The following is a 22,965-nucleotide window of genomic DNA, read 5'->3' as shown; positions in this document are numbered from 1 at the left end:
AAGTCGCGCTATCCGTACGGTCGCTGCACCATCAGTGTCGCGTGCCCCGTGATTGCGCGGGGGCCGGACGAGGGCTAAGACCCCGCACGCAGCAGGCGGCGAAGAAACCGCGCTTTGGGGAGATGGATGGGTGGCAAACGCCTGTGTGGACGATGATCTGATCGTCATAACGTCGCATTGTGGCGATGCGCAGTCGGTCGCCCGCGACCTAGCGCGCGGGCTGGACGGTCGCCGGATTGCAGGCGCCATCGTGTTCTGTTCGCATCGCTTCGTTCGCCAACCCCTGGCCAGCGCGATTGCCCGCGCGGTCGGCAATGTGCCGCTGGTCGGATGCACTAGCGCGGGCGAACTGAGCGAACGCGGGTATGACGAAGATTGCGTCGTGTTCATCGGCTTTCCGGCGGAAAGCTTTCGCATGGCGGTCCATTGTTTTGACGATCTCGATCATTTCGATCCGGCCAGTGGCGGCCAGGCCATTCGCACGATGGCGGGCGTGCTCGATCGCGACGCACTGGCGATCGACGGTTTTGCCAATCATGCCGCGCTGTTTCTGGTCGACGGCCTGTCGCATCGCGAGGAATTGCTGGCGATGACCGTGCAGGAAGCGCTGGGCACCACGTTGCTGGTGGGCGGATCATCGGGCGATGGCATGCTGTTTCATGAAACCGGCATTCTGGTCGGCGACCGGTTCCTGACCGATGCGGCGGTGGTCGTGCTGCTCGCCAGCCGCCGTCCGTTGCGCGTGTTCAGCGCCCAGCATTACACACCCGGCGCGGAAAAGATGGTGGTGACGTCGGCCGATCCCAACGCCCGCGTGGTCTACCAGATCAACGCGCGCCCGGCGGCCGAGGAATATCGCCGTGTCGCAGGCGGCAGCCCGGACTTGCTGGATGCGGCATTCTTTGCCGCGCACCCGCCCATGGTGCGCGCGGGCGGCGCCTATCACGTGCGCGCGATCCAGTCGGTCAATGCCGACAACAGCTTGACATTCTATTGCGCGATCGACAGCGGCGTGGTGCTGACCGTGGGGCAACCGCTCGACCGGTTGAACCAGCTTGAAACGCTGTTTGATCAGATCGACAGCGATCTGGGCGGTATCGATCATATCATCGCGTTTGACTGCGTGCTCAACCGCATCGACGCCGAAAGCCGCCAGTTGTCGGGCGCCGTTTCGCAGCTTTACAGCCGGCGCGGGGTGGTGGGTTTCAACACGTATGGCGAACAGTTCCGCGCCGCGCATATCAACCAGACCCTGAGCGGGCTTGCCATCGGGCGATGACCACGCCGACCGCCCTGCTGTCCGAACCGGATGAGGTGACTGCGCTGCGCGCGCGGGTCCAACAGCTTGAGGTGATCAATGCCGCGCTGATCGATCGGGTCGAACGCGCCAGTTCGTTCGAAGGCAGCGCCTTTTCGATGTTCGAGACCGCGATCACGCTCGAAGCGCTGGTGCGCGACCGCACCTCCGCGCTCGAGGCCGCGCTCGAACAGTTGTCGCGCGCCAATGCCGACATTGCCAAGGCGCACCGCACCGCCGATGCGATGCGCGCCTTGTTGCGCGACGCCATCGAATCACTGTCGGACGGCTTTGCGCTCTATGATGCCGAAGATCGCATGGTCATCGCCAACACGGCGTTTTCGCGGCTCTGGCCGGAAACCGCCCACCTTGGCGCAGATGCGCGGTTTGCCGATCTGGCACAGGCGGTCGCGCAGAACCGTCGCACGATCGGATCGATGGTGTCGCCCGATCGCTGGGTGGCCGAACGCATGGCGCGCCACACGATGGCGCGGGGCATCCATATCCAGGCGCTGGCCGATGGCCGCTGGTTGCAGATCAACGAGATGCGTACCTCGCAAGGCGGCATCGTCGGGATCTATACCGATATCACCGGGGTCAAAGTCGAAGACGCGCGCCAGCATGCGCGGCAACTGGCCGAACACAACCTGGCGCTGCAGGCGACGCTCGACACGTTGTCCGAAGGGGTGTGCCTGTATGACGGCGACCGGGCGTTGCAGGTCTATAACGGCGGGCTGGCCCGCCTGCTGGCACTGCCGGTGCAGGATCACGGCGCAATTGCCACGCACAATGGCCTGCTGGCGCATTGCCGGGCGATCGGGCTGAACGATGACACCATCCTGGCGTGGCGCGAGGGACCGGGCGATCGCCATGCCGCGACCTGCCGGCTGGGCGACCGCGTGGTCGAAGTGCGCTCGACCCCGATCCAGTCGGGCGGCATGGCCTACAGCTTTGACGATGTCACCGACCGCGCGCTCTATGAACGCACTTTGCGCGAGGCGGCCGAGACGCTGGAACAGCGGGTAACCGAACGCACCCGCGCGCTCGAAGCCGAAGTGGAAGAACGCCGCGCGGTCGAACGCGAACTGCTGACCGCCAAGACTGCCGCCGAAGTCGCCAACCGGTCCAAGACCAGCTTTCTCGCGGCGGCCAGCCACGACTTGTTGCAACCGCTGAACGCGGCGCGGCTGTTTGTCGCGGCCTTGAGCGAGCGGCGTCTTGCCCTGCCGACGCGCGCGCTGGTTCGCCAGACCGGGGTTGCGCTCGATTCGGTCGAAGGCCTGCTCGAAGCGCTGTTCGAGATTTCGCGCCTCGATGCAGGTGCGGTCAAACCCGAACTCGGCGCGATCGAAATCGACCGTATGCTTGGCGCCTTGCGCATCGAATTCGCCACCCCGGCCAAACAGGCTGGGCTCAATCTGGTCATCCCCGACAGCGGGCTGTGGGTGCGTTCCGATGTGCGCATGTTGCGCCGCATCCTGCAGAATTTCCTGTCGAACGCGCTGCGCTATACCCGCCAGGGCGAAGTCGCGGTCACCGTCACCGCCGAGGGCGATCTGGTGCGGATCGCCGTCAGCGACACCGGGCGCGGCATCGCGCCCGAACATTTCGTGGCGATCTTCGATGAATTCCACCGCCTGTCGCAGACCCGCGGGCCTGCGGGCAACGGGCTGGGACTGGCGATCGTCAAGCGCGCCAGCGAGGCATTGGGCCACCGCGTCGAAGTGGCCTCCGTGTTGGGCGAGGGATCGCGGTTTTCGGTGCTGGTGCCACTGGCCGAACCCTTGCGCGAAGCGCTGCCGGTGCCGCGCGGACGCGACCGCCCCGGCGAGATCAGCCAGGATGGCAGCGTGCTGATCATCGACAACGATCCGGCCATTCTGCAGGGGATGGAGGCGCTGCTCGAACGTTGGTCCTATCGCGTGATCACCGCACCCTCGATCGCTGCGCTGGCCGACCGCATGGCCCAAGGCACGCCCCGGTCATGGCCGCCTGCACTGATCATCGCCGACTACCATCTCGACGATGGCCAATTGGGCGATGACGTAATTGCCGCCTTGCGCGCCAGGCTGGGCGCGCAGATCCCCGCGCTGATCGTGTCGGCCGACCGCAGCGAAGAGGTCAAACTGCGCATCCAGCGCGCCGGTCTGACCATGCTGCACAAACCGGTCAAACCGGCACAATTGCGCGCGCTGATGCGGACTCTGCTGAACTGAGCCCGCTGTTTCTCAGTGAAATCCCACGCGGTTGGCCAGGATCACCACCTGGGTGCGCGAATAGGCGCTGAATTTCGACAGGATCGCCGACACGTGGGCCTTGACCGTGGTCATCGACACATCGAGTTCAAAGGCGATCTGCTTGTTGAGCTTGCCATTGACGAGATGGCGCAGCACGACTTTCTGCTGCGGCGTCAGCGTCTCGATCCGGCCCAGGATCGAGGCTTCTTCGCGCGCGGTGTCGCTGTCCTGTTCCAGTATGCCGGGGATATAGATCTCGCCTTCGAGCACTTGCTTGAGCGCGTCGATGATTTCGCTGCGTTTGAGCGATTTGGGAATGAACCCTGCGGCACCTGCGGCCAGGGCCTCGCGCACGGTGGCGCGGTCGAGCGCGCCCGACACCATCACCACCGGAATGCTGGGAAACCCGTCGCGCAAGGTGCTGAGCCCGGAAAACCGGGACACGTCGGGAATGTTGAGGTCGAGCAGGATCATGTCGACCTCGCCCGCCCCCTGCAACGCGGCGACCGCCTCGCTCAGCGCGGCCGCCTCCAGAATGTCGCAGTCGGGAAAGCTGATCTCGAGCAGGCTGCGCAAGCCATCGCGCACCAGCGAATGATCATCGACTATCAGTACCCGCTCCATCGGCACGACCATCATCCCGTCGTTGTTCGAATGCAGCATAGTCCGCTTGTCCCGATTTGTCGTGCCCGCTCTGCCCAAGTGGGAGAGCAGGCACGACCTGACTTCAGTGCTTGGGCAGTTTGAACACCCAGAGCGATCCGCCCTGGCTGATGTCCTTGAACGTCTTGGCGACTTCGCCGCCCCACAGCGGCACCGCGCCGCCCCAGCCCGACATCACCGCGATGTACTGTTCGCCGTCCTGTTCCCAGGTGATCGGCGATCCGACCACGCCCGACCCGGTCTGGAACTTCCACAGTTCCTTGCCCGTCTTGGCATCGAACGCCTTCAGATAGCCTTCGGGCGTACCGGTGAACACCAGATTGCCCGCAGTTGTCAGCACGCCACCCCACAGCGGGGCCTTGTTCTTGTATTCCCACACGATCTTGCCGGTGGTCGGGTCCATTGCGCGCAGCACGCCGATGTGGTCGGGCGCAATCGGCTTGATGGTGAATTCGGCGCCGAGGTAGGCCGCGCCCTTCTTGTAGGCGATCGGTTCGTTCCAGATGTCCATGCCCCAGTCGTTCGACGGGATATAGAACAGGCCGGTTGCCTGCGAATAGGCCATCGGCATCCAGTTCTTGCCGCCCAGAAAGCTTGGGCTTGCAAACACGGTCTTGCCCTTTTCCGCGCCGTTGGGCGCGCCGGGGCGGTCCTCGTCGATGAAGTTGGGCCGGCCGGTCTTGGGGTTGTAGCCATTGGCCCAGGTCGTTTCCATGACGAACTTGTTGGCGCTGATGAACTTGCCATTGGTGCGGTCGAGCACAAAGAAATAGCCGTTGCGGTCGGCCTTGGCGCCCAGCTTCATCGGCTTGCCGCCGATCGTCGCGTCAAACGGGATGAATTCGTTGACCCCGTCAAAGTCCCACCCGTCGTGCGGGGTGGTCTGGTAATGCCACTTGATCACGCCGGTGTCGGGATCGATCGCCAGAGTCGAGGCGGTGTAGAGATTGTCGCCCGGACGCATGTTGCTGTTCCACGGGCCGGGGTTGCCGGTGCCGATGTAGATCAGGTTGGTGCCCGGATCATATGTACCGCCCAGCCAGGTGGCACCGCCGCCGGTCTTCCACATATCGCCGGGCCAGCTTGCGTTGAGCGTGCCGGTCATGCCGTTGGGCTTGCCGTTGAGCATGCCGATATTGCCTTCGACCGTGGGGCGCGACCAGATCAGCTCGCCAGTGTTGACATCGCGCGCCTCGACCCGGCCGACAATGCCGAATTCGCCGCCCGAATTGCCGTAGATCACTTTGTCGTTGACGATCAGCGGCGCGGCCGTCGCCGAATAGCCGGCCTGATAATCGGCAATCGTCTTGTTCCAGATCACTTTGCCGGTCAGCCGGTTGAGCGCGATCAGGTGCGCATCGAGCGTTGCAAAGATGATCTTGTCGCCATGGATCGCGGCGCCCCGGTTGACCACGTCGCAGCACGGCATGATCCCGTCAGGCAAGCGCGCGTCATATTCCCATTTCTTTTCGCCGGTGTGCGAATCAAACGCGAACACGCGCGAATAGGACCCGGTGACATAGATCGTGCCGTCATAGACCAGCGGCTGCGATTCCTGCCCGCGCTGCTTTTCGCCGCCCAGCGACGAAGCGAACACCGGCACCAGGCCCGCCACATTGTCCGAATTGACTTGCGTCATCGGGCTGAACCGTTGCGCCCAGGGTCCAAGGCCATAGCTGAGCACGTCGCCGGTCGATTGGGCGTCGTTGAGGATGTCCTGGCTGGTCGGGCCATCGGCCGCCATCACCGGTGCCGCGAATGCGATGGCGACCGTCATCGCCAGACTGCCAAGGCCGCGCTTCAATCTCGATTTCATGCAAGCTCTCCTTTGACTTTGCCGCCCCCTTGTCTGTTGCGGCCAAAGATGTCGTGAAGCGTGGCCGGTTGTTCGGCCCTCCCCCGCTCCCATGGTGGACCCTATCGGTTGGGCCGGATGCAGCAATTGGACCTTGGACCCATCGAGTGCGTTCAACCCGCGATGGCGGCGTGCCATTCGACGCCGTGGGTCGCAAACAGCGCGGCCATCTGGCCGCTGGCGATCATCTCGGCCACAATCGTTTCCAGCGCATCGCCCAATGTCCGGCTGTTGTCCTTGACCGCCATGGCAATGTCCCAGCCGGGCGAAGCCATCGCCGGGATCGGCCCCTTGCGGCGGTGCAGCGTCTTGCCGGGATAGTCGTGCAGCACGGCCTCGACTTGCGCGCGGGTGGCCAGGGCGGCATCGGCATTGCCGTCGGCGACGGCCTGCGCCGCTTCGTACCCGCCCTGATAATGGTGTACATTGCTGCGCAGCAGACCGCCAAACCCGCCGACCAGATAGGCGTCGGACACCGAGGCGGTTTCCGCCGCCAGCCGTCGCCCGTGCAATTGCGGCGGCAGAACTTCGCAATCGCTCTGTTCGTTGCCGCAGACCATCGCAAAACCTTCGCGGTAATAGGGCGCGATGATCGCCACCTGGTCGTTCTTGAGCATCAGATCGTGGTCGAACGGCACGTGCAGCATGACATCGCACACCTGAAACCCCAGCAACCCGCCGCGCCACACGGTGTTGCGAAAATCCGCCGCCAGATCGTCGCCGGGCATAAAGGCGACCACGTCGGCGCGCACGCCCAGCTTCGCAGCCAGCGCGCGGCCCAGATCGGCATCGATCCCGCGCACCGCGCCATGATCGTCCCACGACCAGGGCCGGTTGTCGCCATAGACGGCCACGCGCAGCACCCCGGTCTGGCGCACTTTGGCCAGCGGCGCGGCGGCGACTTCAGCCGGCAGCAGGCCCGCGCACCCTGCGGCCAGTGCGCCGCCCAGCAGCGCGCGGCGGGTGATCCGGTCAATCATCGGTGTGTTTGGTTTCAAGCCAGGCGCGGATCGCCCAACCGGCCTTTTGCCCCAGGATTTCGCCCATCGGCGGCATATAGACTTTGCCGTCATGGCTCGACCCGTGGTGATAGCGTTGCACAAACCACTCATCGCCGCTGTCGCCCAGTTCGAGCAGACGCAGATCGGGTGCGATCCCGCCCGATATCGCCTGCAGGCCATGGCACCGTGCGCAATTCTGGCCATAGGCGGATTCGCCGATTTCAATCGCCTTGGCATTGCCGCGATAGGGATTGTGGGTCAGCCAGGTGTCGTTGTCGGGCTTGATATCGGGCAGCGCGCTGGTGTCGACCGGTTGCGGCGTGACATTGCCATGGGCCAGCAACTGCGTGCTGATGGCAAGACCGGACAGCGCCACTGCGCCAGCCAGTGCCAGGCGTCCCAACGCCCTGGGCTTCAACATGCGGTTCATCTCAGGTTCCTCCTTGGGCGCAATCACGCTGCCGGGATGGGCATCGTGCGGTCGTCCGAATGTCATGCGCCAAACCGTGTTCGGCTCTGTGCGCGGGATACCGCACCCGTGCTGCGCAGACCCATAGTACCTTAGTACCGTTTGCCCTTCGGGCCGGGCGCGGGATAGAACGCAGCATGCCCGGATTGCGCACCACACCCGTTCGACTTTGCCGCAGCATGTTGCTGGGCGGCATGCTTGTTCTTGCGCCGGGGGGCATCGCCCTGGCCGACAGCGGCACCGCCTATGTCTCGAACGAGCGGGGCAACAGCGTGACCGTTATCGACCTTGCCACCGACACGGTGACCGCGACGTGGGACGTCGGCCAGCGCCCGCGCGGGATCGCAGTGTCACGCGACGGGACGAAACTGTTTGTGGCCGTCGGCACCGACAACGCGGTCGAAGTGCGCGACAGAACCACGGGCAAGCTGATGACCGCCCTGCCATCGGGGCAGGACCCCGAACAGTTCTGGCCCTCGCGCGATGGCCGCCTGCTCTATGTCGCCAACGAGGATGACGCGGCGACCACCGCGATCGACCTCGCCAAAGGTCAAGTCGCCTGGCAGGTCCCGGTCGGCCGCGAACCCGAAGGCGTGACCGAAAGCCCCGATGGCAAATGGCTGGTGGTGACCAGCGAAGACCAGCATTTGATCACCTGGGTCGATCTGGCCACGCACAAGGCAATCGACCAGACGCCCACCGCACAACGCCCGCGCCATGTCGAATTCACCCCCGATGGCCACGAACTGTGGGTCGCCGCCGAAACCGGCCAAGTCGTCCAGGTGATCGATCCGGCCACGCACAAAGTGGTGCGCACGCTGGCGTTCACTCCGCCCGGCACCCCCGCCTACAAAGTCATGCCTTGCGGCATCCGCTTTACTGACGGCGGGCGCCTGGCGGTGATCGCGCTGGGCCGGGCCAACCATATTGCGCTGGTCGATGTCGCCACCCATGGCGTGATCGGCTATGTCCGTGTCGGCGGGCGCCCCTGGCATCTGGCGATCAGCCCCGATGGCAAGAGCGCGATTGTTGCCAACGGCATGACCGACGATGTCAGCGTGGTCGATCTGGCCAGTCGCAGCGTGCGCGCGACCGTGCCCGCCGGTCAGTCGCCATGGGGCGTGGCAATCGCGCCCTGATTTTCAGGAGAATCGTCAATATCCACCGCGCCTGTTGCGCATTGCGAAGCCGCGCCCGCTGAAAATGTCCTGACTTTCGCAGTATTGTCCCAAAGTATCAGGACCCAAAGTCCAATTCCGACCCTTGCCCGTGCGCCGCATGGTGCACCCCAATTCTGCACAGACCGTGCGGAAAATTGAGGGGGATTGCGATGTCTGTAACACGTCTTTTGGGCGGTAGCACCGCCGTGCTTGCGCTGTGCCTGGTGTCCACCGCAGCCCAGGCCGGAACCAGCGAGGCGCTGCTCAAGCGTCTGCATGACAAAGGCATCCTGTCCGACGATGAATATGCCGAATTGCTGAAGGAAGAACAGGCCGAACAGGCCAAGGCCGCAACCCCGCCGCCGGCCGCCCCCGCGACCCCGACCGCCGAAGCCCAGACCGCGCTCGACATGAGCCATGTGGTCAAGATGACAGATTCCGGCATCGGCATGGTGGTCGGCCCCGCCACGATCAAGTTCTCAGGCTCGATCAACGGCTTTTACGTCTATGACAGCCCGCAGAAGAACGCGGCCGCGGTGGTCGGCGGTCTGGCCAGCACGGGCGCAAACGGCACCAGTTCGGTACGCAACGGCCTGCTGCCCGGCTTTCTCAAAATCGATGTCACCACCACCGAGGGCGGTTGGGACGTCGGCGCGCATTTCGGCATGTATCCGGGCATCAACAGCACGGCCTGGGGGGCGCTTGGCGCAAACAACGGCGGCCACGCCACCGCCTTTTCCACGCCGGGGATCGATTTCCGCCAAGTTTACATGACCTTCGGCAAGAAGGACATCGGCGAATTCAAGATCGGCCGCGATATCGGCCTGTTCGGATCAGACGCCATTCTCAACGATATCACGCTGCTCGCGGTGGGCTCGACCGGCGGCAACACGGCGCCGGGCAACACCTCGCTCGGGCGCATCGGGCTTGGCTATATCTACACCGATTTCCAGCCGCAGATCACCTATACCTCGCCCAATTTCAAGGGCTTGCAGCTTTCCGCCGGGGTGTTCCAGCCGCTCGATTCGCTGACCAGCCCGGGCCAGCAGAATTCCACCCCCGGTTTCCAGGGCAAAGTGACTTATGATGCGAAGCTGTCGGGCGCGGCGCTGCATCTGTGGGTATCGGGCATTTCGCAAAAGCACGATACCGTGGTCGGCACCTCGTACACCGGCGACGGTGTCGATCTGGGCGGCAAAGTCACTGTCGGGCCGATCGCGTTGACCGGCTATTGGTACACCGCCAAGGGTCTGGGCACCGAGGCATTCGGCCTGTTCGATGTCGATGCCGACGGCCTCGCGCGCAAGAGCGATGGCTATTACGTGCAGGCAATGGCCACTTTCGGCAAGTTCGGCATCGGCGGCAGCTATGGCGCCAGCCTGCTCGACACCACCGGCACCGCCGATGCGCTGGCCAATCCGACACTGGTGCACAAGAATTCCAGCGGCGTGGGCCAGGTGCGCTATGGCCTGACCAGCTGGGTCACGCTGATCGGCGAATATACCCACACCAAAGCCGTAGCCGACAACGGCAACACCAATTCCAGCGACGCGATCTCGCTCGGCGGCATCCTGTTCTTCTGATCCGGATCGTCAGACCACAACAAGGCCCCGGCAGTGCACCACTGCCGGGCCTTTTTGTAGGCGGCAGGCACAAAAAAGACCGCGCCGGATTGTCCGGCGCGGTCTCTTTTTGCGTGGCCAACCGATCAGCGCTGGGTTTTAAGCCAGGCGATCAATTCGGCGCGCTTGGCGGGGTCTTTCAGGCCGGGGAACGACATCATCGTGCCGGGCACCATCTGCATCGGGCCGGTCAGCCACTTGTCGAGCGTTTCCTCGTTCCAGGTCAATTTGGCGGCCTTGAGCGCAGCGGAATAGGCATAAGGCCCGCTGGCGGCCTTTTTGCCATAGACCCCCCACAAGTTCGGGCCGATCTTGGCCGGGGCGCCTTTTGCGGCATTGTGGCAGACCGCGCAGCGCGCAAACGTGGCAGGCGCAGGCTCTGCATGCGCCACCGCGCCACAGGCCAACACACTGCCGACAAGGGCCAGCGACTTCATAACAGACATGCCAATTCTCCCCAAAGGTCAGATGTGAATGCACTGGCAAAACCGGTGGCATGACACCGGCCCGTGCGACATTGGACTTTGGTAAGGGATCGGTATCACAACCCGACGCGCACCCCGGCCCACACCGTGCGGGGGGTGCCGATATCGATCGTGCCGCCCGAATTGCGCGTGACGACGGTGGCATTGCCCAGATTTTCGCCGCGCAGCACCAGGCTGAACCGCCCGACCAGCGGCGTGGTGGCATAGGCGCCAAACGTTGTCGCACCCGGCAGCGGCGCGGTTTCCAGGCTGTCTTCATAGGCCGTGCCGACATGGCGCAGCGTGACCCCCAGCGTGGTGCCGGCGCGCGGGGTCCACGCGGCATTGGCGCTGAGCGACAGGCGCGGGGTCTGTGGCGGCACCAGTCCGTCGAAATTCTGCCCCGGCGCCTCCATCCGCGAGTGCACCCATTCCAGCGACCCGCCCAGTGCCAGTGTGCCGAGCTGCGCCTGCGCGCCGGCCTCGACACCCCGCGCATGGATCGCGGGGACGTTTTCGCGCACCTGGGTGGTGGCGGTCAGCGTGATGTTGGCGATCGCGTGGTCAACCTTGTTGTCAAACCCGGTCACCGTCAGTTTCAGCCCCTTGACCGGGCGCCAGTCGACCCCGCCTTCAAACCCGCGCACTTGTTCGTTGACCAGATTGGGGTTGGCCGCGGTGGTCACCGGAAAGACCGTATAAGTGCGGTACAGTTCGTTGAGCGTGGGCTGGCGCATCCCCGAATAGGCAGATCCACGCAGATCGAGCGCGCCGGTCGCATGGAGTAGCGCCCCACCCCGGAACGAGCCGTTCCAGCCCGACCGGTCGGCATAGTGCGTGTCGAGGATCGGCGACCAGCCCAGCGTCCATGACTGGTATTGCCCGTCGCGGATCACCCAGTGGTCGGCGCGCGCGCCTGCGGTCAGTTGCAGCGCGCCCAGCGTCCAGGCATCTTCGCCATAGATCCCCAGATCGTCGTTGCTGCCGCCTTCGCGGTGGTGCCCGCTGATCACGCCTTTGGTGTAGCTGTCTTCGTCTTCATACCCGGTCACGTCGCGCAGATCGGCACCCAGCCGCAGCACCTGCCCATGCCCCACCGGCGGGCGCACCTCGATCTTGCCGCCCACCCCGGTCGATGGCGTGTCGCGCTGGTTATCGACCGGCAGATAAGTCGTCGAACTGAGCGTCAGGCTGTTGAAATTGCGCACCTGCCCATAGACCAGCGCATCGAATTGCCACGCCCCGCGCCCGACCAGCCGCAAGCTGGCATCTTCACCGCTCATCCCCGTGTTGGCGCCGACAAAGCGCAGTGTCTGGTCATCGCCAAACGCGGCCAGGCGGCTTTGCAATTCGATATCGGGCGCAACCTGGGTCACCGCGCGCAAGGCCAGGTCCCAGCTTTCATACCGCGCCTTGGCGCTGGCGGCGACGCGTTCGTTGACCGGCGTGGTCCAGAAACCGGGCCCGCGATCCCACCGCCCCGACACCACCACAAACCCGTCGCCCAGATGCGGCGCCACCCCCGCCGACACCGTGGTGTCGCCGCGATTGTCGACCAGCGATTCGCCCGAAACCAGCCCGCGCTGATCGGGGCCCGCGCTGGTCATGTCGATCGTGCCCGCCACCGCGCCCGACCCGAAGGCGCCGCTGCCGCCGCCGTGGATCACCCGGATATCGGCAATATCGCCGGGGTTGAGCGCGGTCAGCGGCACCGAGCCAAAGAACGGATCGGCCTGCGGAATGCCATCGAGCAGCACCAGCGTGCGGCTGGCCGCGTTGCCGCCCAGCCCGCGCAAGGTAAACCCGTCGGCCGAAGGGTTCGACGCGCGGCTGTCCGACCGGCGATAGAGCTGCACCCCCGCCACATCGCCCAGCGCATCCTCGATCCGCCCCGACGGCACTTGCTCGATCCGCGCGGCATCGATGGTCGACACTTCATAGGCCGAAGCGGTGGGCAGATCGCCCAGCGGCTGCCCCGTCACCACGATCGGCGGCGCGTCGGCGGTATCGGGTGCCGGCGCATTGGCCAGCGCGGCAGAAAGGATCAGCAGGACAGGCATCAGGATCAGCTTTCACATTGTAAGGTTTTACCGGTGACCCGGTTGCAATCAGACAGCGGGCATCACTGCCAGCCACAGCACGACCAGACCAGCCCACAACGGAATTTCCGCGGTCTCGGTCCAGGGCTGTTCGCCGCGCCACCAACCATAGACATGCAGCAGCACCATCGTCGCGGCAAAACAGGCGACCGGCGCAATATAGGCAACAAGATAGAACGGGTGACCGAGCGCTGCCCACAGCCCCATGATATTGAATGACAGGGCCAGGCACCCCAGGCACCGCGCGTAATAGGCCATCAGTGCCGTGTCATGCGGCACGGTCCAACCCATCGCCCGCCCCCAGCGCGCGGGCGCGACGATAAACGGCACTGCAAAGATCAGCGTGGATGCAATCGCAAACACCTCTACCGCCAATCCGGCATGATCATGCCAGACCCCGATCATATGGCCCCCTCCCGTTATCGGGGGCAAACTTATGCCGGAACGGTGGGCTGTCTATCGCACTAAAGTCTGCCCCTTGTCCCTTGCATTGGGGTTGTATTTTGCGACCCGAAGCGCGCGTGCCGGTCAGCCGGCGTAATAGCCGACCCCGACGATATGATCGCCGACGCGCTGAACCAGCGAACGTTTGTGTTCGACATGGTTGTCCGCGCGGTTGAGCCAGACATAGTCGACCCGGCCCTGGCCGGTGGTGGTGGCGACTTTGATCATTTCGCGCACCAGGGGTTTGCCTTCGGCATCGGTCATGTCGATCGCGCGCGTGCCGACCAGCTTTGGATTGGCGCCCGACGCTTCATAGACGCCATCCAACGTGAACACGAAGACATAGAGTTCGCCCGCCTTGTAGGGTGCCTTGCCCGCGTCGAATTCGGCGAAGGCCTTGTGCGAGCCGGCGGACTGAAGCTCGGCCACCGCAGTCGCCAGCAAGTCCTGCGCCTGGTGCGAGGTGGCATGACCCGCCGCCTGGGCAGGCGAGGCCAGCAACAGCGCGCATGCGCCGATCATTCCCAATCGCGAAAACATCACCATGGCCGCAACCTCCTGTACCCGAGTGCCCGGATCGGCCACGCCGTCGGGTCATCGCGCAGGCACAGTGGCCGCGGTATCGCTGGCGATCATTGATATCGATCAGTTGGGCGTCCTGTTTGCGCAATCATGCGACCAGATAGACGCTGCGCATAATCCCCGACAGGATCTCCAACTGACGCTTCACGCTTTGGGTGTTGTCCATCACCACCGCGTTAAGCGCCATCCCGCGCACCGCGGCGACAAACAGATCATGGATCGCCTCGGCATCGGGATGCGGCTCAAAGCCCGCATCGCGCACCCGCTGTGCGCTCCACGCATGGGCCTGGGTGTCGATCTGCGCCTGCAGCGCGCGCAGCTTTTCGGCAAGGTCCGGGTCCGAACGCGAGGCCAGCATGATTTCGATCACCGCGATGCCCGAGGGGCGGCTGATCACCCGCCACATCGTTTCGGGCAGCGCCAGCAGCCAGTCATAGGGTGACAAAGTGGCGATGCTGTCGTTGTAGAGGGCGCCGTCATCGTCGAACACCGCGCGCACGACCGCCAGCATCAGGTCGGTCTTGGCCGGAAACTGGTGCGTCATGGCGCCCCGGCTGACCCCGGCATCGGCGGCAACCACCGAGATCGAGGTGGCACTGTAGCCGTTGCGGAACAGGCTGGCGATCGCCGCCTGGATCACCCGATCGCGCGTTTCGGCGCGTCGTTCCGCCTGTGACCGCCGCAGACGTTTTCCCGGATTGGCCGAACCTTGCGAAATGGGTGTCATGCGCTGCCTTTTGCCGGTGCCCGACCCTGCATATACGGAACGATCGTTCTGTCCGTCCAGCCCCCACGCGAATTTCCGGTTGCGCCCGCCGCTGCAATCATCATAAACAAACAGAACGTTCGATTCGTTTATAAACGAACGACGCGGAGAGGAGTTCAGTTTGCCATGAGGACAATCGTCAAAATCCTGCTCGCCACAGGAAGCGCGCTCGGCCTGGCGACCGCCGTGTCGGCCCAGACCACCCCCGCCGCGCCAGCCCAGAGCACCGACGCATCCGCGCCGGTCGGCGACATCATCGTGACCGCACAGCGGCGCAGCGAATCCGTGCAGAAAGTGCCGATCGCGATCGACGTCGTATCGGGCAAGACCCTGCGCAACAGCGCGGCGACCCAATTGTCGGACATCCGCCAGTTCGCATCGAGCGTGCAATTTACCGAAACACCCGCCGAGCCGACCTTTTCGATCCGTGGCATCGGCACCAATTCGTTCGATTATTCGGTGGAACAGGCGGTTGGCCTGGCGCTCGATGATGTCAACATCACCCTGCCCCGCGTCAATGTCCTGTCGATCCTGTCGGATGTCGATCGTGTCGAAGTGCTGCACGGGCCGCAAGGCACGCTGTTCGGCAAGAACACCACGGCAGGGCTGATCTCGATCACCACGCATCGCCCGGAATTGAACGTGCTGTCCGACGAGGCGCATCTGCAAGTCGGCAGCCGCGATCAGGTCGAAGTCTATGACATCATCAACATTCCCGTCGGCGACCGCTTTGCGCTACGCCTGTCGGCGGGATACCACATGCAGAATTCGCCGCTGCGCACACTCGGCCCCGGCACCGTCGCCGCGACCAACGATCAGGCGTTCAAGGCCAAGGCCTTGTGGGAACCCAACGATCGCCTGACGATCTATGCCATCGCCGACATGCAATATGGCGAAGGCGATCCGGGCGTGTGGACCGTGCGCAGCTTTGGCCAGGGCACTTACGCGCCCGCCGTCGGCAACCAGTTCGTGCGCACGACACTGACCGCGCTGGGCGTGGTGCCCGGCCCCGACAACGATGTCGCCGCGATCGGCACCGACAACTATCTCCACACGCGATCATGGGGCGGCCAGATCACGGTCGATTACCGGCTGGGCGAGGCAACGATGACCTCGGTAACCGCGTATCGCCATCTCGAACGCGACAGCAATCTCGAAGCGGACGAAACCCCGCTGACCGTGCTCAACCACAACACCTCTGACCTTGAGGCACACCAGTTTTCGCAGGAGTTGCGGCTCAGCCTGCCGACCGGGCACGTGTTCGATCCGGTGTTCGGGCTCTATTACTTCGAACAGGGCACCACCGCGCAGCAGGATCAGTCGGGCGGTTTGGGCTATCTGCCCAACGGGTTTGCGCTGCGGCTGTCTACGGTCGGCGGCTTGTCCAACTATGCGGTGACCAGCCGCAGCTATGCCGCCTTCGGTCAGACCACGGTCCATCTGGCCGACCGGTTCCGCGTGATCGCCGGGGCGCGCTATACCGTCGATGACCTGACGTCGTCGTTCTTTGTCTCGCCGCTGGCCGGGGTCTGCTCTCCCGCCGCGCTGCTGACCGGCGGCGTGCCGGGGTGTCTGGCCTATGTGCCGCCGTCCTTGGTCAGCGGTGGCAGCCGCGATCATGGCGACTGGTCGGGGCGCACCGGCGTCGAATATGATCTGGCGCCGCACACGATGGCCTATGCCACGGCATCGCGCGGGTACAAGGGCGCGGCGGTTTCCACCGTCAGCGGCTATGTCTTCCAGATCAATCCCGAAACCGTGGTTTCGGTCGAACTGGGTATCAAGGCCGCGTTGTTCGATCGCAGGCTTACGCTCGATCTGGCGCTGTTCCACAGCAAGTTCAGCGATTTCCAGACCGAAGTGTTCGATCCTTCGCTCGGCCCGACCGGCGCGTTCCGCACCGGCAACGCCGGCGGATTGCGCGCGCAAGGGGTGGAGGCACAGGCCACCGCGCGGCCGCTGCCCGGCCTGACGCTGACCGGCGGGGTGACCTATAACGACGCGCACTACACCAATTATGATCCGCCCTGCTATGCCGGCCAGACCCTGGCGCAAGGGTGCAACTTGCCCGGCCCGACCTTCAATGCCGCGGGCGACCGATTGACCAATGCGCCGCGCTGGTCGGAAACCGGATCGCTGGGCTATCGCACCGAGATCGGCCACGACCTGGCCGCCCATGCCGGTATCGACTGGTCCGCGCGCAGCAGCGTGCAATTCGGCGTGGGCGATCCCGGCACGATCCAGGCCGGATACAGCCTGGTCAATGCCAGCATCGGCATCGGCGACACGGCAGACCACCTCCGCCTTGGCCTGTTTGTCCGCAACCTGTTCGACAAGCGCTTTGCCGCGCAGATCTTCTCCAGCTTTTTCGACACCGGGGGCTATTCGCAAGTCCTGCCCGACGCCGCGTTTCGCCGGTTCGGCGCCACGCTCGACTGGCACTTCTGATGACCACCGCCATGCCTGACACACCACCACGGAGCACCCGAATGTCTCGACGCGATGCAATTGCTCTGAGCGGAGCGGCGGCGCTGGGCGCGACCATCCCCGTCGCCGCCGATGCGGCCCTTGCGCGCGCGCGCTCCGGCCCGCCGGGGTTTTTGTGGGGCACCGCCATTTCGGCGCACCAGAGCGAAGGCAACAATGTCAATTCCGACGCCTGGCTGCTGGAAAACCTGCCCGAAACAGTGTTTGCGCAACCCTCTGCCGATGCCTGCGACAGCTATCACCGCTATAAGGAGGACATCGCGCTGGCCGCCGGGTTGGGTTTCAACACCCATCGCATCGGCATCGAATGGGCGCGGATCGAACCCGAACCGGGCCGCTTTTCGCGCGCCGAACTCGATCACTATGCCCGCGTGCTCGAATGCTGCCACGCCCATGGCCTGGCGCCGATGGTCACCTTCAACCATTTCAGTGTGCCGCGCTGGTTTGCCGCGCGGGGCGGGTTCGAGATGCCCGACGCGGCCGACCTGTTTGCGCGTTTTGCCGACACGGTGGCGCGCCATCTGGGCGCCCTGATGGCCTATGCCACCACGTTCAACGAAGCCAACATTCCGCTGCTGTTGCGCATGATGCCGCATCCGCCGGGGCGGCACGAAGCGGTGGCGGCGATGATCGCGGCGGCGGCCCGCGCCACCGGCTCGGCGCGTTTTTCCAGCCTGCTGTTTGCCGATCCCGATCGCACGCTGCCGGTGCTGGTCGATGCACACACCAGGGCGGTGCAGGCGATCAAGGCGGTGCGCAGCGATCTGCCGGTCGGCCTGACGCTGACGACACAATCGGTGCAGGGGGTGGGCACACCCAATCTGGCCGATCTGGTAACGCATGCGCTGTACGGCCCGTGGCTCGATGTGGCCAAAACCGCCGATTTCGTCGGTGTGCAGACTTATACGCGCATCCGGGTCGGTGCGAGCGGAGCGCTGCCCCCGCCCGAAGGGGCGGAAATGACCGCCGCAGGCTATGAATTCTATCCGCAGGCGCTGGGCGAGACGATCCGGTTCATGGCGCGCATGACCGGCAAGCCGATCTATGTCACCGAAAACGGCATTGCCACCAATGATGACAGCCGCCGCGTCGCCTTCATCGCCGCCGCGCTCGATGACGTGCGCGCCTGTCTGGATGAGGGGATCGACGTGCGCAGCTATATCCACTGGTCGTTGCTCGACAATTTTGAATGGACCAGCGGCTATGGCCAGCATTTCGGGCTGGTCGCGGTCGATCGCGCCAGCTTTGCCCGACAGCCCAAGCCCAGCGCGCAGTTTCTGGGGGCACGGGCCCACGCCAATCGTGTCTAGATGGTGGGCCAGAGTGCTGGCGGGCCTCGGCGGGCTGATCGCGTTGGCGGCGATCGGCCTGTTCGCCGTGGTGTGGTTTGAAGGCACCCATCCCTGGCGCGGGCGAGCCGACTATGTCGCGCTGGGCAGCTCGTTTGGCGCCGGGCCGGGCATTTTTCCGCGCGAGGCGCGCAGCCCGCTGCTGTGCGCGCAATCGCAGCGAAACTATGCCCACCTGATCGCGCGCGATCGCGCTCTGTCGCTGGTCGACCGCACGTGTTCGGGCGCAACCACGCGCCACGTGCTCTATGGCGGGCAATATTTCCAACCCGCGCAGATCGAAGCGATCGGCCCGCAAACCCGGCTGGTGACGGTCACGATCGGTGGCAACGACGCCCACTTTGCCGAAAATCTGGTCAGCGCCGCCTGCACGCGGCGCGGCCTGCTGTTTCGCATGGTTGTCGGGTGCAGGGTCTGGCCCGAGGCGCAAGTATCCACCGGGCTTGACGCGGCGCGGACCAATTTGCGGCTGATCGCGGCGGACGTGCATCGTCGCGCGCCGCAGGCCCGGCTGGTGTTCGTGGGCTATTTCCGCCTGTTGCCCGACAGCGGCACCTGCCCTGCGCTCGGCATGGATGCTGGCGCGGCCGATCGCGCGCGCCATCTGGCGGCGCGGCTGGGCCAGATCACGCGCGATGCGGCCCACGCGGCAGGTGCAACGTTTGTTGATCTCGATCGCCTGGGACACGGCCATGATGCCTGTTCGTCCGATCCCTGGGTCAATGGCGCGTCGCCGACCGGCGCCCTAGCCGCGCCGTTTCATCCCACCGCAGCCGGTATGCGGGCCGCAGCCACCGCCATCGAACTGCAGATGGGACCGATCAATGCCCGTTGAACGCCAGGCGCGGTAATGCCCGGGACCCCGGAAATTCTTGGCGATATCGCTGCGGCCTTGTCCGGCCTCGCCGGCGCGTCGGCGCTGGTCACGCTCATGGCCACCCGTCGCGCCGAGCGGCTGGCACCGCCGATCGGGCGGTTCTGCGATGTCCCCGGCGCACGACTGCACTATACCGATCAGGGCAGTGGGTCGGCGATCGTGCTGATCCATGGGCTAGGCGGACAATTGCGCAATTTCGCCCCGGCGCTGGTCGAGCATCTGGCGCGAACCTTCCGTGTGATTGCGATCGATCGTCCGGGCTGCGGCTATTCGACCGTGCGTGGACAACATCCCGATCTGCACGCCCAGGCGGCGATGGTCGCGGCGCTGCTCGTCCGGCTGGAAACCGGACCGGTCATGCTGGTTGGCCATTCGCTCGGCGGGGCCCTGTCGCTGGCGCTGGTCGAGGCGCGGCCCGATCTGGTGGCCGGGCTGGCGCTGGTTGCCCCGCTCACCCGCCAGCGGCGCGATGCGCCATCGGCATTGCGCATCCTGACGATCCGCTCGGCCGTGGCGCGTGCGCTGATCGGCTGGCTGGTGGTCGGCCCGGCCGGGCGCCTGATGGGCAAGTCATCGCGATCGGTGGTGTTCGATCCCGACCCGATGCCCGATGACTATGCCACGCTGGGCGGCGGCGCGCTGCTCTATCGCCCGCAGACATTCGATCGCGCCTCGCGCGACATCCAGGCCGTGCCCGCCGCGATGGCCGCGATCGAGGCGGGCTATGCCGCGATCGAGCGCCCCGTCCACGTGCTGTTTGGCCGTGGCGACCGCATTCTTCCCCCCGCCCTGCATGGGCAGCAGTTCGTCGAGCAGGTTCCGGGGGCCGACCTGACGCTGGTCGACGGCGGCCATATGCTGCCGTTCACCCAGCCGCTGGCGACCGCCCGGTGGATCGCCGCCGTCGCCAGCCGGGCCCTGGCAACCCGGCGGGCATAGCCGCGATCAGAATTTTGCCCCCAATTCCACGCCGACCAGCCGGCGACTGCCGGGCGAGACGAACGAGCCGCCGAATTCGACCGCCGGGATCACCTCGCTCAGGTACTGTTTGTCGAGCAGGTTGTTGGCAAACACCGACACGGTATAGGCCCCGGCATGGACGCCTGCGCGCAAGTTGACGATGCCGAACGCATCGCGCCGCGCCTTGCTGAAATTGGCATTGCCCACCGATGCCGGCAGCGCGAGCGCCGAAATGGGCAGCAACCCTGAAAACAGCGTGGGAACGGTGTTGTTCTGTACCGTGCTGAACCAGGTCGGCCCGGTCAGGCGATAGTCGAGCCGGGCATAGACGCTGGTCGATGCGGCCACCGCATGTTCGCCCTCGGCCCCCAGATTGAGCGTGTATTTGGCGGTATAGGGCGATTCGTTGCCCACCGTTTCAGGTCGCGCGCTGTTCCGCTTGATCGAGCTGTCGGTATAGTTGAACGAACCGAACAGCTTGATCCCCTTGGCCGGTTTGACGTTGAGGTTGAATTCCGCGCCGCCCAGATCGACCAGATCGATGTTCGACACCACCCGCAGCAGGCCGAAACTGCCGACGAAAAATTCGAAGAACTGCATGTTGTGGACCTGGGTGTAAAAGCCCGCCAGATCGAACGAGACCAGATTGTCGAGCAACTGCCCCTTGATCCCCGCCTCGAACGCGCTCGACCATTCTTTGTTGTATTCATCCGAAATGTGCACGTCGGCGCCGATCGTGTCGACGAAATTGGTCTGGATCAGCGCCGCCGAGCCCTGGTTGTTGAACCCGCCCGATTTGAACCCGATGCCCCAGTCGCCATAGACGTTGACCGTCTCGGTCGGTTTCCAGCTCAGCGTGACTTTGGGCTCCCACTGGCCGAATGTCGCGTGTTCGGGGGTCAGCGGGCCATAGGCCTGCCCCGGATTGATCGGCCCGCCAGTGAACGGATCGGCCACGTTCGGCACGATCGGATCGGCGCTGCGGCTTTCGCTGTCATAACGCAGCGCCAGCCCGCCGGTGAATTGCGGCGTGGGCTTGTATTCCAGCGAGGCGAACCCGGCATAGACATTGGTGCCGAACTGATCGGCCAGCAGCAGCGTGGTCGGGTTGGTGGTATCGGGCGCGTTGTACAGATTGGGCAGGATGCCCTGCCCTTCATCTCCGCCCAGGCTGACCCCGACGGTGCGCGCGATATGCAGGTAATAGGCGCCGACCTGCCAGCTCAGCGGTCCGTTGCCGGTCGATTCCAGCCGCCATTCGGTGCTGATGTCGTGCTGGCGGCGGATCTGGTACTGCGTGCCGTCGCATGTCGTCGGGCTATAGGGGCCAAACGTCGATCCGGTGGTCGGGGCGAACAGGAACGGAACCGGGGTCGGTCCGACAAAGCCCGGCGAATTGACCGGATAGCCGGTCAGTGCGGCAGTCGAGGTGAAGCACGCCGTTACTGCCGGTTGCGCCGCCGGGTTCGCCGCGCTGAGGAATCGGCCGAAATCGGCCGAAGTGCCGTCGGCCTCCAGGCTTTGATCGACGTTGGAAAACATCACCCAGCCGACCAGTTTCATCGTGTCGGTCAGCCGCTGATCAAGCTTGAGCGAGGTGTCAAAGCTGTACTGGTCGTTGGTCGGTTTGATATTGCTGTAGAAATGGAACGGATGCTGGTTCACATCCTCGTCGAATGTGGGGTTGAAGGCGGCAAAACCGGGCAGCGCGAAGGCGGCGTTGAACGGCAGCGAGGCGCCGTGGAATTCGGCATAGCGCATCTTGAAATCGAGCTGGGTGTCAGTGCCCTTGCCATAGACCAGCCGTCCGTCGACCGACCAGTTGCGCTTTTCATCCACGGTCTTTGAATTGCCCGTGTATTCATTGTGATAGAAGCCATCGGTGTTGAAGAACGAGGCCGAGACGACATAGCCGATCCGGTCGGTCAGCGGGCCTGCCACATGCGCCTTGGCATCGGTGGTGTTGTACATGCCATAAGACGCATCGAACGCCGCGGTGGTCACCTCGGTCGGCATGATCGTCTGCACCACGATCGCACCTGCCGCCGCGTTGCGACCATAGAGCGCGCCTTGCGGACCTTTGAGAATTTCCACCTGGCTCAGCGTGCCCTGATCCTGGTTGAGATCGGCGACATTGGTCTTGAGAATGCCGTCGATCACCAGCGCGACCGAGCTTTCGGCATCGCGCGCACCGTTCATGCCGCGAATGTTGATCTGGGTGTCGCCCGCCTCGGCCGTGCCGGTGACGATCGTCACCCCCGGCGTCAACTGGGTGAAATCCTCGGCCCGCTTGGCCCCGGTGTTGGCCAGTTCGCTTGCGGTCAGCACGGTAACCGATGCGGGCACATCCTGCAGACGCTCTTTCTGGCGCCGCGCGGTAACGATGATATCCTCGGCCGGATTGGGCGAAGGCGTCTGCTGCGCCAGCACCGGCGTCGCCGCAAGCGTCAGCCCGGCGGTGAGTGATAGGCATGATGTCTGAAGCCACGGTGAGAATCGCATTGCTTGCCTCCCTGTATTGCCCCTGTACTGCGCGACCGCACGCACGGCGCCGCCACCCCCTGTGGCGATCACACCGCCCCGGTTCGGTTTTGGGGCGGGACGATCGGGGCTTGCCGTGAGAGCAGAGTATT

18 protein-coding genes are annotated in these 22,965 nt (G+C 64.7%); 8 read left to right on the top strand and 10 right to left on the bottom strand.

What is annotated here, in order from left to right; genetic code table 11:
- The first annotated feature begins 130 nt into the window (after window positions 1–130).
- Both AQZ49_RS04480 and AQZ49_RS04475 read left to right on the top strand, forming a co-directional pair.
- Window positions 131–1,279 (top strand): FIST N-terminal domain-containing protein, encoded by a 1,149-nt coding sequence (locus AQZ49_RS04480; RefSeq protein WP_082701335.1) that lies wholly within the window; start codon window positions 131–133, stop codon window positions 1,277–1,279.
- Window positions 1,276–3,513: a hybrid sensor histidine kinase/response regulator gene (locus tag AQZ49_RS04475; RefSeq protein ID WP_067613313.1), complete on the top strand. Its 2,238-nt coding sequence runs from the start codon at window positions 1,276–1,278 to the stop codon at window positions 3,511–3,513. Before AQZ49_RS04480 ends, AQZ49_RS04475 begins: the two co-directional genes overlap by 4 nt.
- Window positions 3,514–3,525: 12 nt before the next feature.
- Here the strand turns inward: AQZ49_RS04475 and AQZ49_RS04470 are convergent, their stop codons facing one another.
- The 4 genes from AQZ49_RS04470 to pedF form a co-directional block, all read right to left on the bottom strand.
- Complete coding sequence (locus AQZ49_RS04470) at window positions 3,526–4,197, bottom strand: response regulator transcription factor (protein ID WP_231738772.1); 672 nt, start codon at window positions 4,195–4,197, stop codon at window positions 3,526–3,528.
- Between the two features lie 64 nt (window positions 4,198–4,261).
- The gene (locus AQZ49_RS04465; protein ID WP_067613311.1) at window positions 4,262–6,013 is read right to left on the bottom strand and encodes a methanol/ethanol family PQQ-dependent dehydrogenase; all 1,752 of its coding nucleotides are present in this window, start codon (window positions 6,011–6,013) and stop codon (window positions 4,262–4,264) included.
- Window positions 6,014–6,165: 152 nt separating this feature from the next.
- Window positions 6,166–7,032 (bottom strand): substrate-binding periplasmic protein, encoded by an 867-nt coding sequence (locus AQZ49_RS04460; protein ID WP_067613309.1) that lies wholly within the window; start codon window positions 7,030–7,032, stop codon window positions 6,166–6,168.
- Window positions 7,025–7,474 (bottom strand): cytochrome c-550 PedF, encoded by a 450-nt coding sequence (pedF, locus tag AQZ49_RS04455; protein ID WP_369819078.1) that lies wholly within the window; start codon window positions 7,472–7,474, stop codon window positions 7,025–7,027. Before pedF ends, AQZ49_RS04460 begins: the two co-directional genes overlap by 8 nt.
- Before the next feature lie 242 nt (window positions 7,475–7,716).
- Between pedF and AQZ49_RS04450 the strand changes: the two genes are divergently transcribed.
- Together AQZ49_RS04450 and AQZ49_RS04445 are read left to right on the top strand one after the other, a co-directional pair.
- A complete protein-coding gene (locus AQZ49_RS04450; RefSeq protein ID WP_369819077.1) occupies window positions 7,717–8,661 on the top strand; it encodes a PQQ-dependent catabolism-associated beta-propeller protein in 945 nt (314 codons plus the stop codon).
- Window positions 8,662–8,852: 191 nt separating this feature from the next.
- Entirely contained in the window at window positions 8,853–10,265 is a 1,413-nt protein-coding gene (locus tag AQZ49_RS04445) for a porin (protein ID WP_067613303.1), read from the top strand.
- A gap of 125 nt (window positions 10,266–10,390) precedes the next feature.
- Here the strand turns inward: AQZ49_RS04445 and AQZ49_RS04440 are convergent, their stop codons facing one another.
- The 5 genes from AQZ49_RS04440 to AQZ49_RS04420 all read right to left on the bottom strand — a co-directional run bounded on the left by AQZ49_RS04440 (window position 10,391) and on the right by AQZ49_RS04420 (window position 14,620).
- Complete coding sequence (locus tag AQZ49_RS04440; RefSeq protein WP_067613301.1) at window positions 10,391–10,750, bottom strand: c-type cytochrome; 360 nt, start codon at window positions 10,748–10,750, stop codon at window positions 10,391–10,393.
- Window positions 10,751–10,845: 95 nt separating this feature from the next.
- Window positions 10,846–12,828 (bottom strand): TonB-dependent receptor plug domain-containing protein, encoded by a 1,983-nt coding sequence (locus AQZ49_RS04435; RefSeq protein WP_067613300.1) that lies wholly within the window; start codon window positions 12,826–12,828, stop codon window positions 10,846–10,848.
- A 48-nt stretch (window positions 12,829–12,876) separates the two neighbouring features.
- Window positions 12,877–13,272 carry a hypothetical protein gene (locus tag AQZ49_RS04430; RefSeq protein WP_067613298.1) on the bottom strand — a complete coding sequence of 132 codons (396 nt, stop codon included), beginning with the start codon at window positions 13,270–13,272 and terminating at the stop codon, window positions 12,877–12,879.
- Window positions 13,273–13,395: 123 nt separating this feature from the next.
- On the bottom strand, window positions 13,396–13,857 hold the full coding sequence (locus AQZ49_RS04425; protein ID WP_231738769.1) for a cache domain-containing protein: 462 nt from the start codon (window positions 13,855–13,857) through the stop codon (window positions 13,396–13,398).
- Window positions 13,858–13,981: 124 nt separating this feature from the next.
- On the bottom strand, window positions 13,982–14,620 hold the full coding sequence (locus AQZ49_RS04420; protein WP_067613297.1) for a TetR/AcrR family transcriptional regulator: 639 nt from the start codon (window positions 14,618–14,620) through the stop codon (window positions 13,982–13,984).
- A gap of 165 nt (window positions 14,621–14,785) precedes the next feature.
- On the opposite strand from AQZ49_RS04420, the gene AQZ49_RS04415 reads away from it, so the two are divergent.
- Genes AQZ49_RS04415 through AQZ49_RS04400 form a run of 4 tightly spaced genes read left to right on the top strand, consistent with a single transcriptional unit; the run spans window position 14,786 to window position 20,311 of the window.
- A complete protein-coding gene (locus tag AQZ49_RS04415; RefSeq protein ID WP_067613295.1) occupies window positions 14,786–17,107 on the top strand; it encodes a TonB-dependent receptor in 2,322 nt (773 codons plus the stop codon).
- 41 nt (window positions 17,108–17,148) lie between these two features.
- Window positions 17,149–18,456, top strand: a complete 1,308-nt coding sequence (locus AQZ49_RS04410) for a glycoside hydrolase family 1 protein (RefSeq protein WP_067613293.1) — start codon at window positions 17,149–17,151, stop codon at window positions 18,454–18,456.
- A complete protein-coding gene (locus AQZ49_RS04405) occupies window positions 18,449–19,330 on the top strand; it encodes an SGNH/GDSL hydrolase family protein (protein ID WP_197410917.1) in 882 nt (293 codons plus the stop codon). The genes AQZ49_RS04410 and AQZ49_RS04405 overlap by 8 nt, the downstream gene beginning before the upstream one ends.
- A gap of 15 nt (window positions 19,331–19,345) precedes the next feature.
- The gene (locus tag AQZ49_RS04400; RefSeq protein ID WP_067613289.1) at window positions 19,346–20,311 is read left to right on the top strand and encodes an alpha/beta fold hydrolase; all 966 of its coding nucleotides are present in this window, start codon (window positions 19,346–19,348) and stop codon (window positions 20,309–20,311) included.
- Between the two features lie 6 nt (window positions 20,312–20,317).
- Here AQZ49_RS04400 and AQZ49_RS04395 read toward each other — a convergent pair whose 3' ends face one another.
- A complete protein-coding gene (locus AQZ49_RS04395; protein WP_067613288.1) occupies window positions 20,318–22,834 on the bottom strand; it encodes a TonB-dependent receptor in 2,517 nt (838 codons plus the stop codon).
- Window positions 22,835–22,965 lie beyond the last annotated feature (131 nt).

This window comes from Novosphingobium sp. FSW06-99, assembly GCF_001519065.1.
In the GTDB taxonomy this organism is placed as follows: domain Bacteria; phylum Pseudomonadota; class Alphaproteobacteria; order Sphingomonadales; family Sphingomonadaceae; genus Novosphingobium.
This window is presented reverse-complemented; position numbering and strand designations above follow the sequence as displayed.

Coding starts and splice junctions, on each gene's coding strand:
- AQZ49_RS04475 (WP_067613313.1), top strand. CDS start 1,276: ATGACCACGCCGACCGCCCTGCTGTCCGAACCGGATGAGGTGACTGCG.
- AQZ49_RS04470 (WP_231738772.1), bottom strand. CDS start 4,197: ATGCTGCATTCGAACAACGACGGGATGATGGTCGTGCCGATGGAGCGG.
- AQZ49_RS04465 (WP_067613311.1), bottom strand. CDS start 6,013: ATGAAATCGAGATTGAAGCGCGGCCTTGGCAGTCTGGCGATGACGGTC.
- AQZ49_RS04460 (WP_067613309.1), bottom strand. CDS start 7,032: ATGATTGACCGGATCACCCGCCGCGCGCTGCTGGGCGGCGCACTGGCC.
- pedF (WP_369819078.1), bottom strand. CDS start 7,474: ATGTTGAAGCCCAGGGCGTTGGGACGCCTGGCACTGGCTGGCGCAGTG.
- AQZ49_RS04450 (WP_369819077.1), top strand. CDS start 7,717: ATGCTTGTTCTTGCGCCGGGGGGCATCGCCCTGGCCGACAGCGGCACC.
- AQZ49_RS04445 (WP_067613303.1), top strand. CDS start 8,853: ATGTCTGTAACACGTCTTTTGGGCGGTAGCACCGCCGTGCTTGCGCTG.
- AQZ49_RS04440 (WP_067613301.1), bottom strand. CDS start 10,750: ATGTCTGTTATGAAGTCGCTGGCCCTTGTCGGCAGTGTGTTGGCCTGT.
- AQZ49_RS04435 (WP_067613300.1), bottom strand. CDS start 12,828: ATGCCTGTCCTGCTGATCCTTTCTGCCGCGCTGGCCAATGCGCCGGCA.
- AQZ49_RS04430 (WP_067613298.1), bottom strand. CDS start 13,272: ATGATCGGGGTCTGGCATGATCATGCCGGATTGGCGGTAGAGGTGTTT.
- AQZ49_RS04425 (WP_231738769.1), bottom strand. CDS start 13,857: ATGGTGATGTTTTCGCGATTGGGAATGATCGGCGCATGCGCGCTGTTG.
- AQZ49_RS04420 (WP_067613297.1), bottom strand. CDS start 14,620: ATGACACCCATTTCGCAAGGTTCGGCCAATCCGGGAAAACGTCTGCGG.
- AQZ49_RS04415 (WP_067613295.1), top strand. CDS start 14,786: ATGAGGACAATCGTCAAAATCCTGCTCGCCACAGGAAGCGCGCTCGGC.
- AQZ49_RS04410 (WP_067613293.1), top strand. CDS start 17,149: ATGTCTCGACGCGATGCAATTGCTCTGAGCGGAGCGGCGGCGCTGGGC.
- AQZ49_RS04400 (WP_067613289.1), top strand. CDS start 19,346: ATGCCCGGGACCCCGGAAATTCTTGGCGATATCGCTGCGGCCTTGTCC.
- AQZ49_RS04395 (WP_067613288.1), bottom strand. CDS start 22,834: ATGCGATTCTCACCGTGGCTTCAGACATCATGCCTATCACTCACCGCC.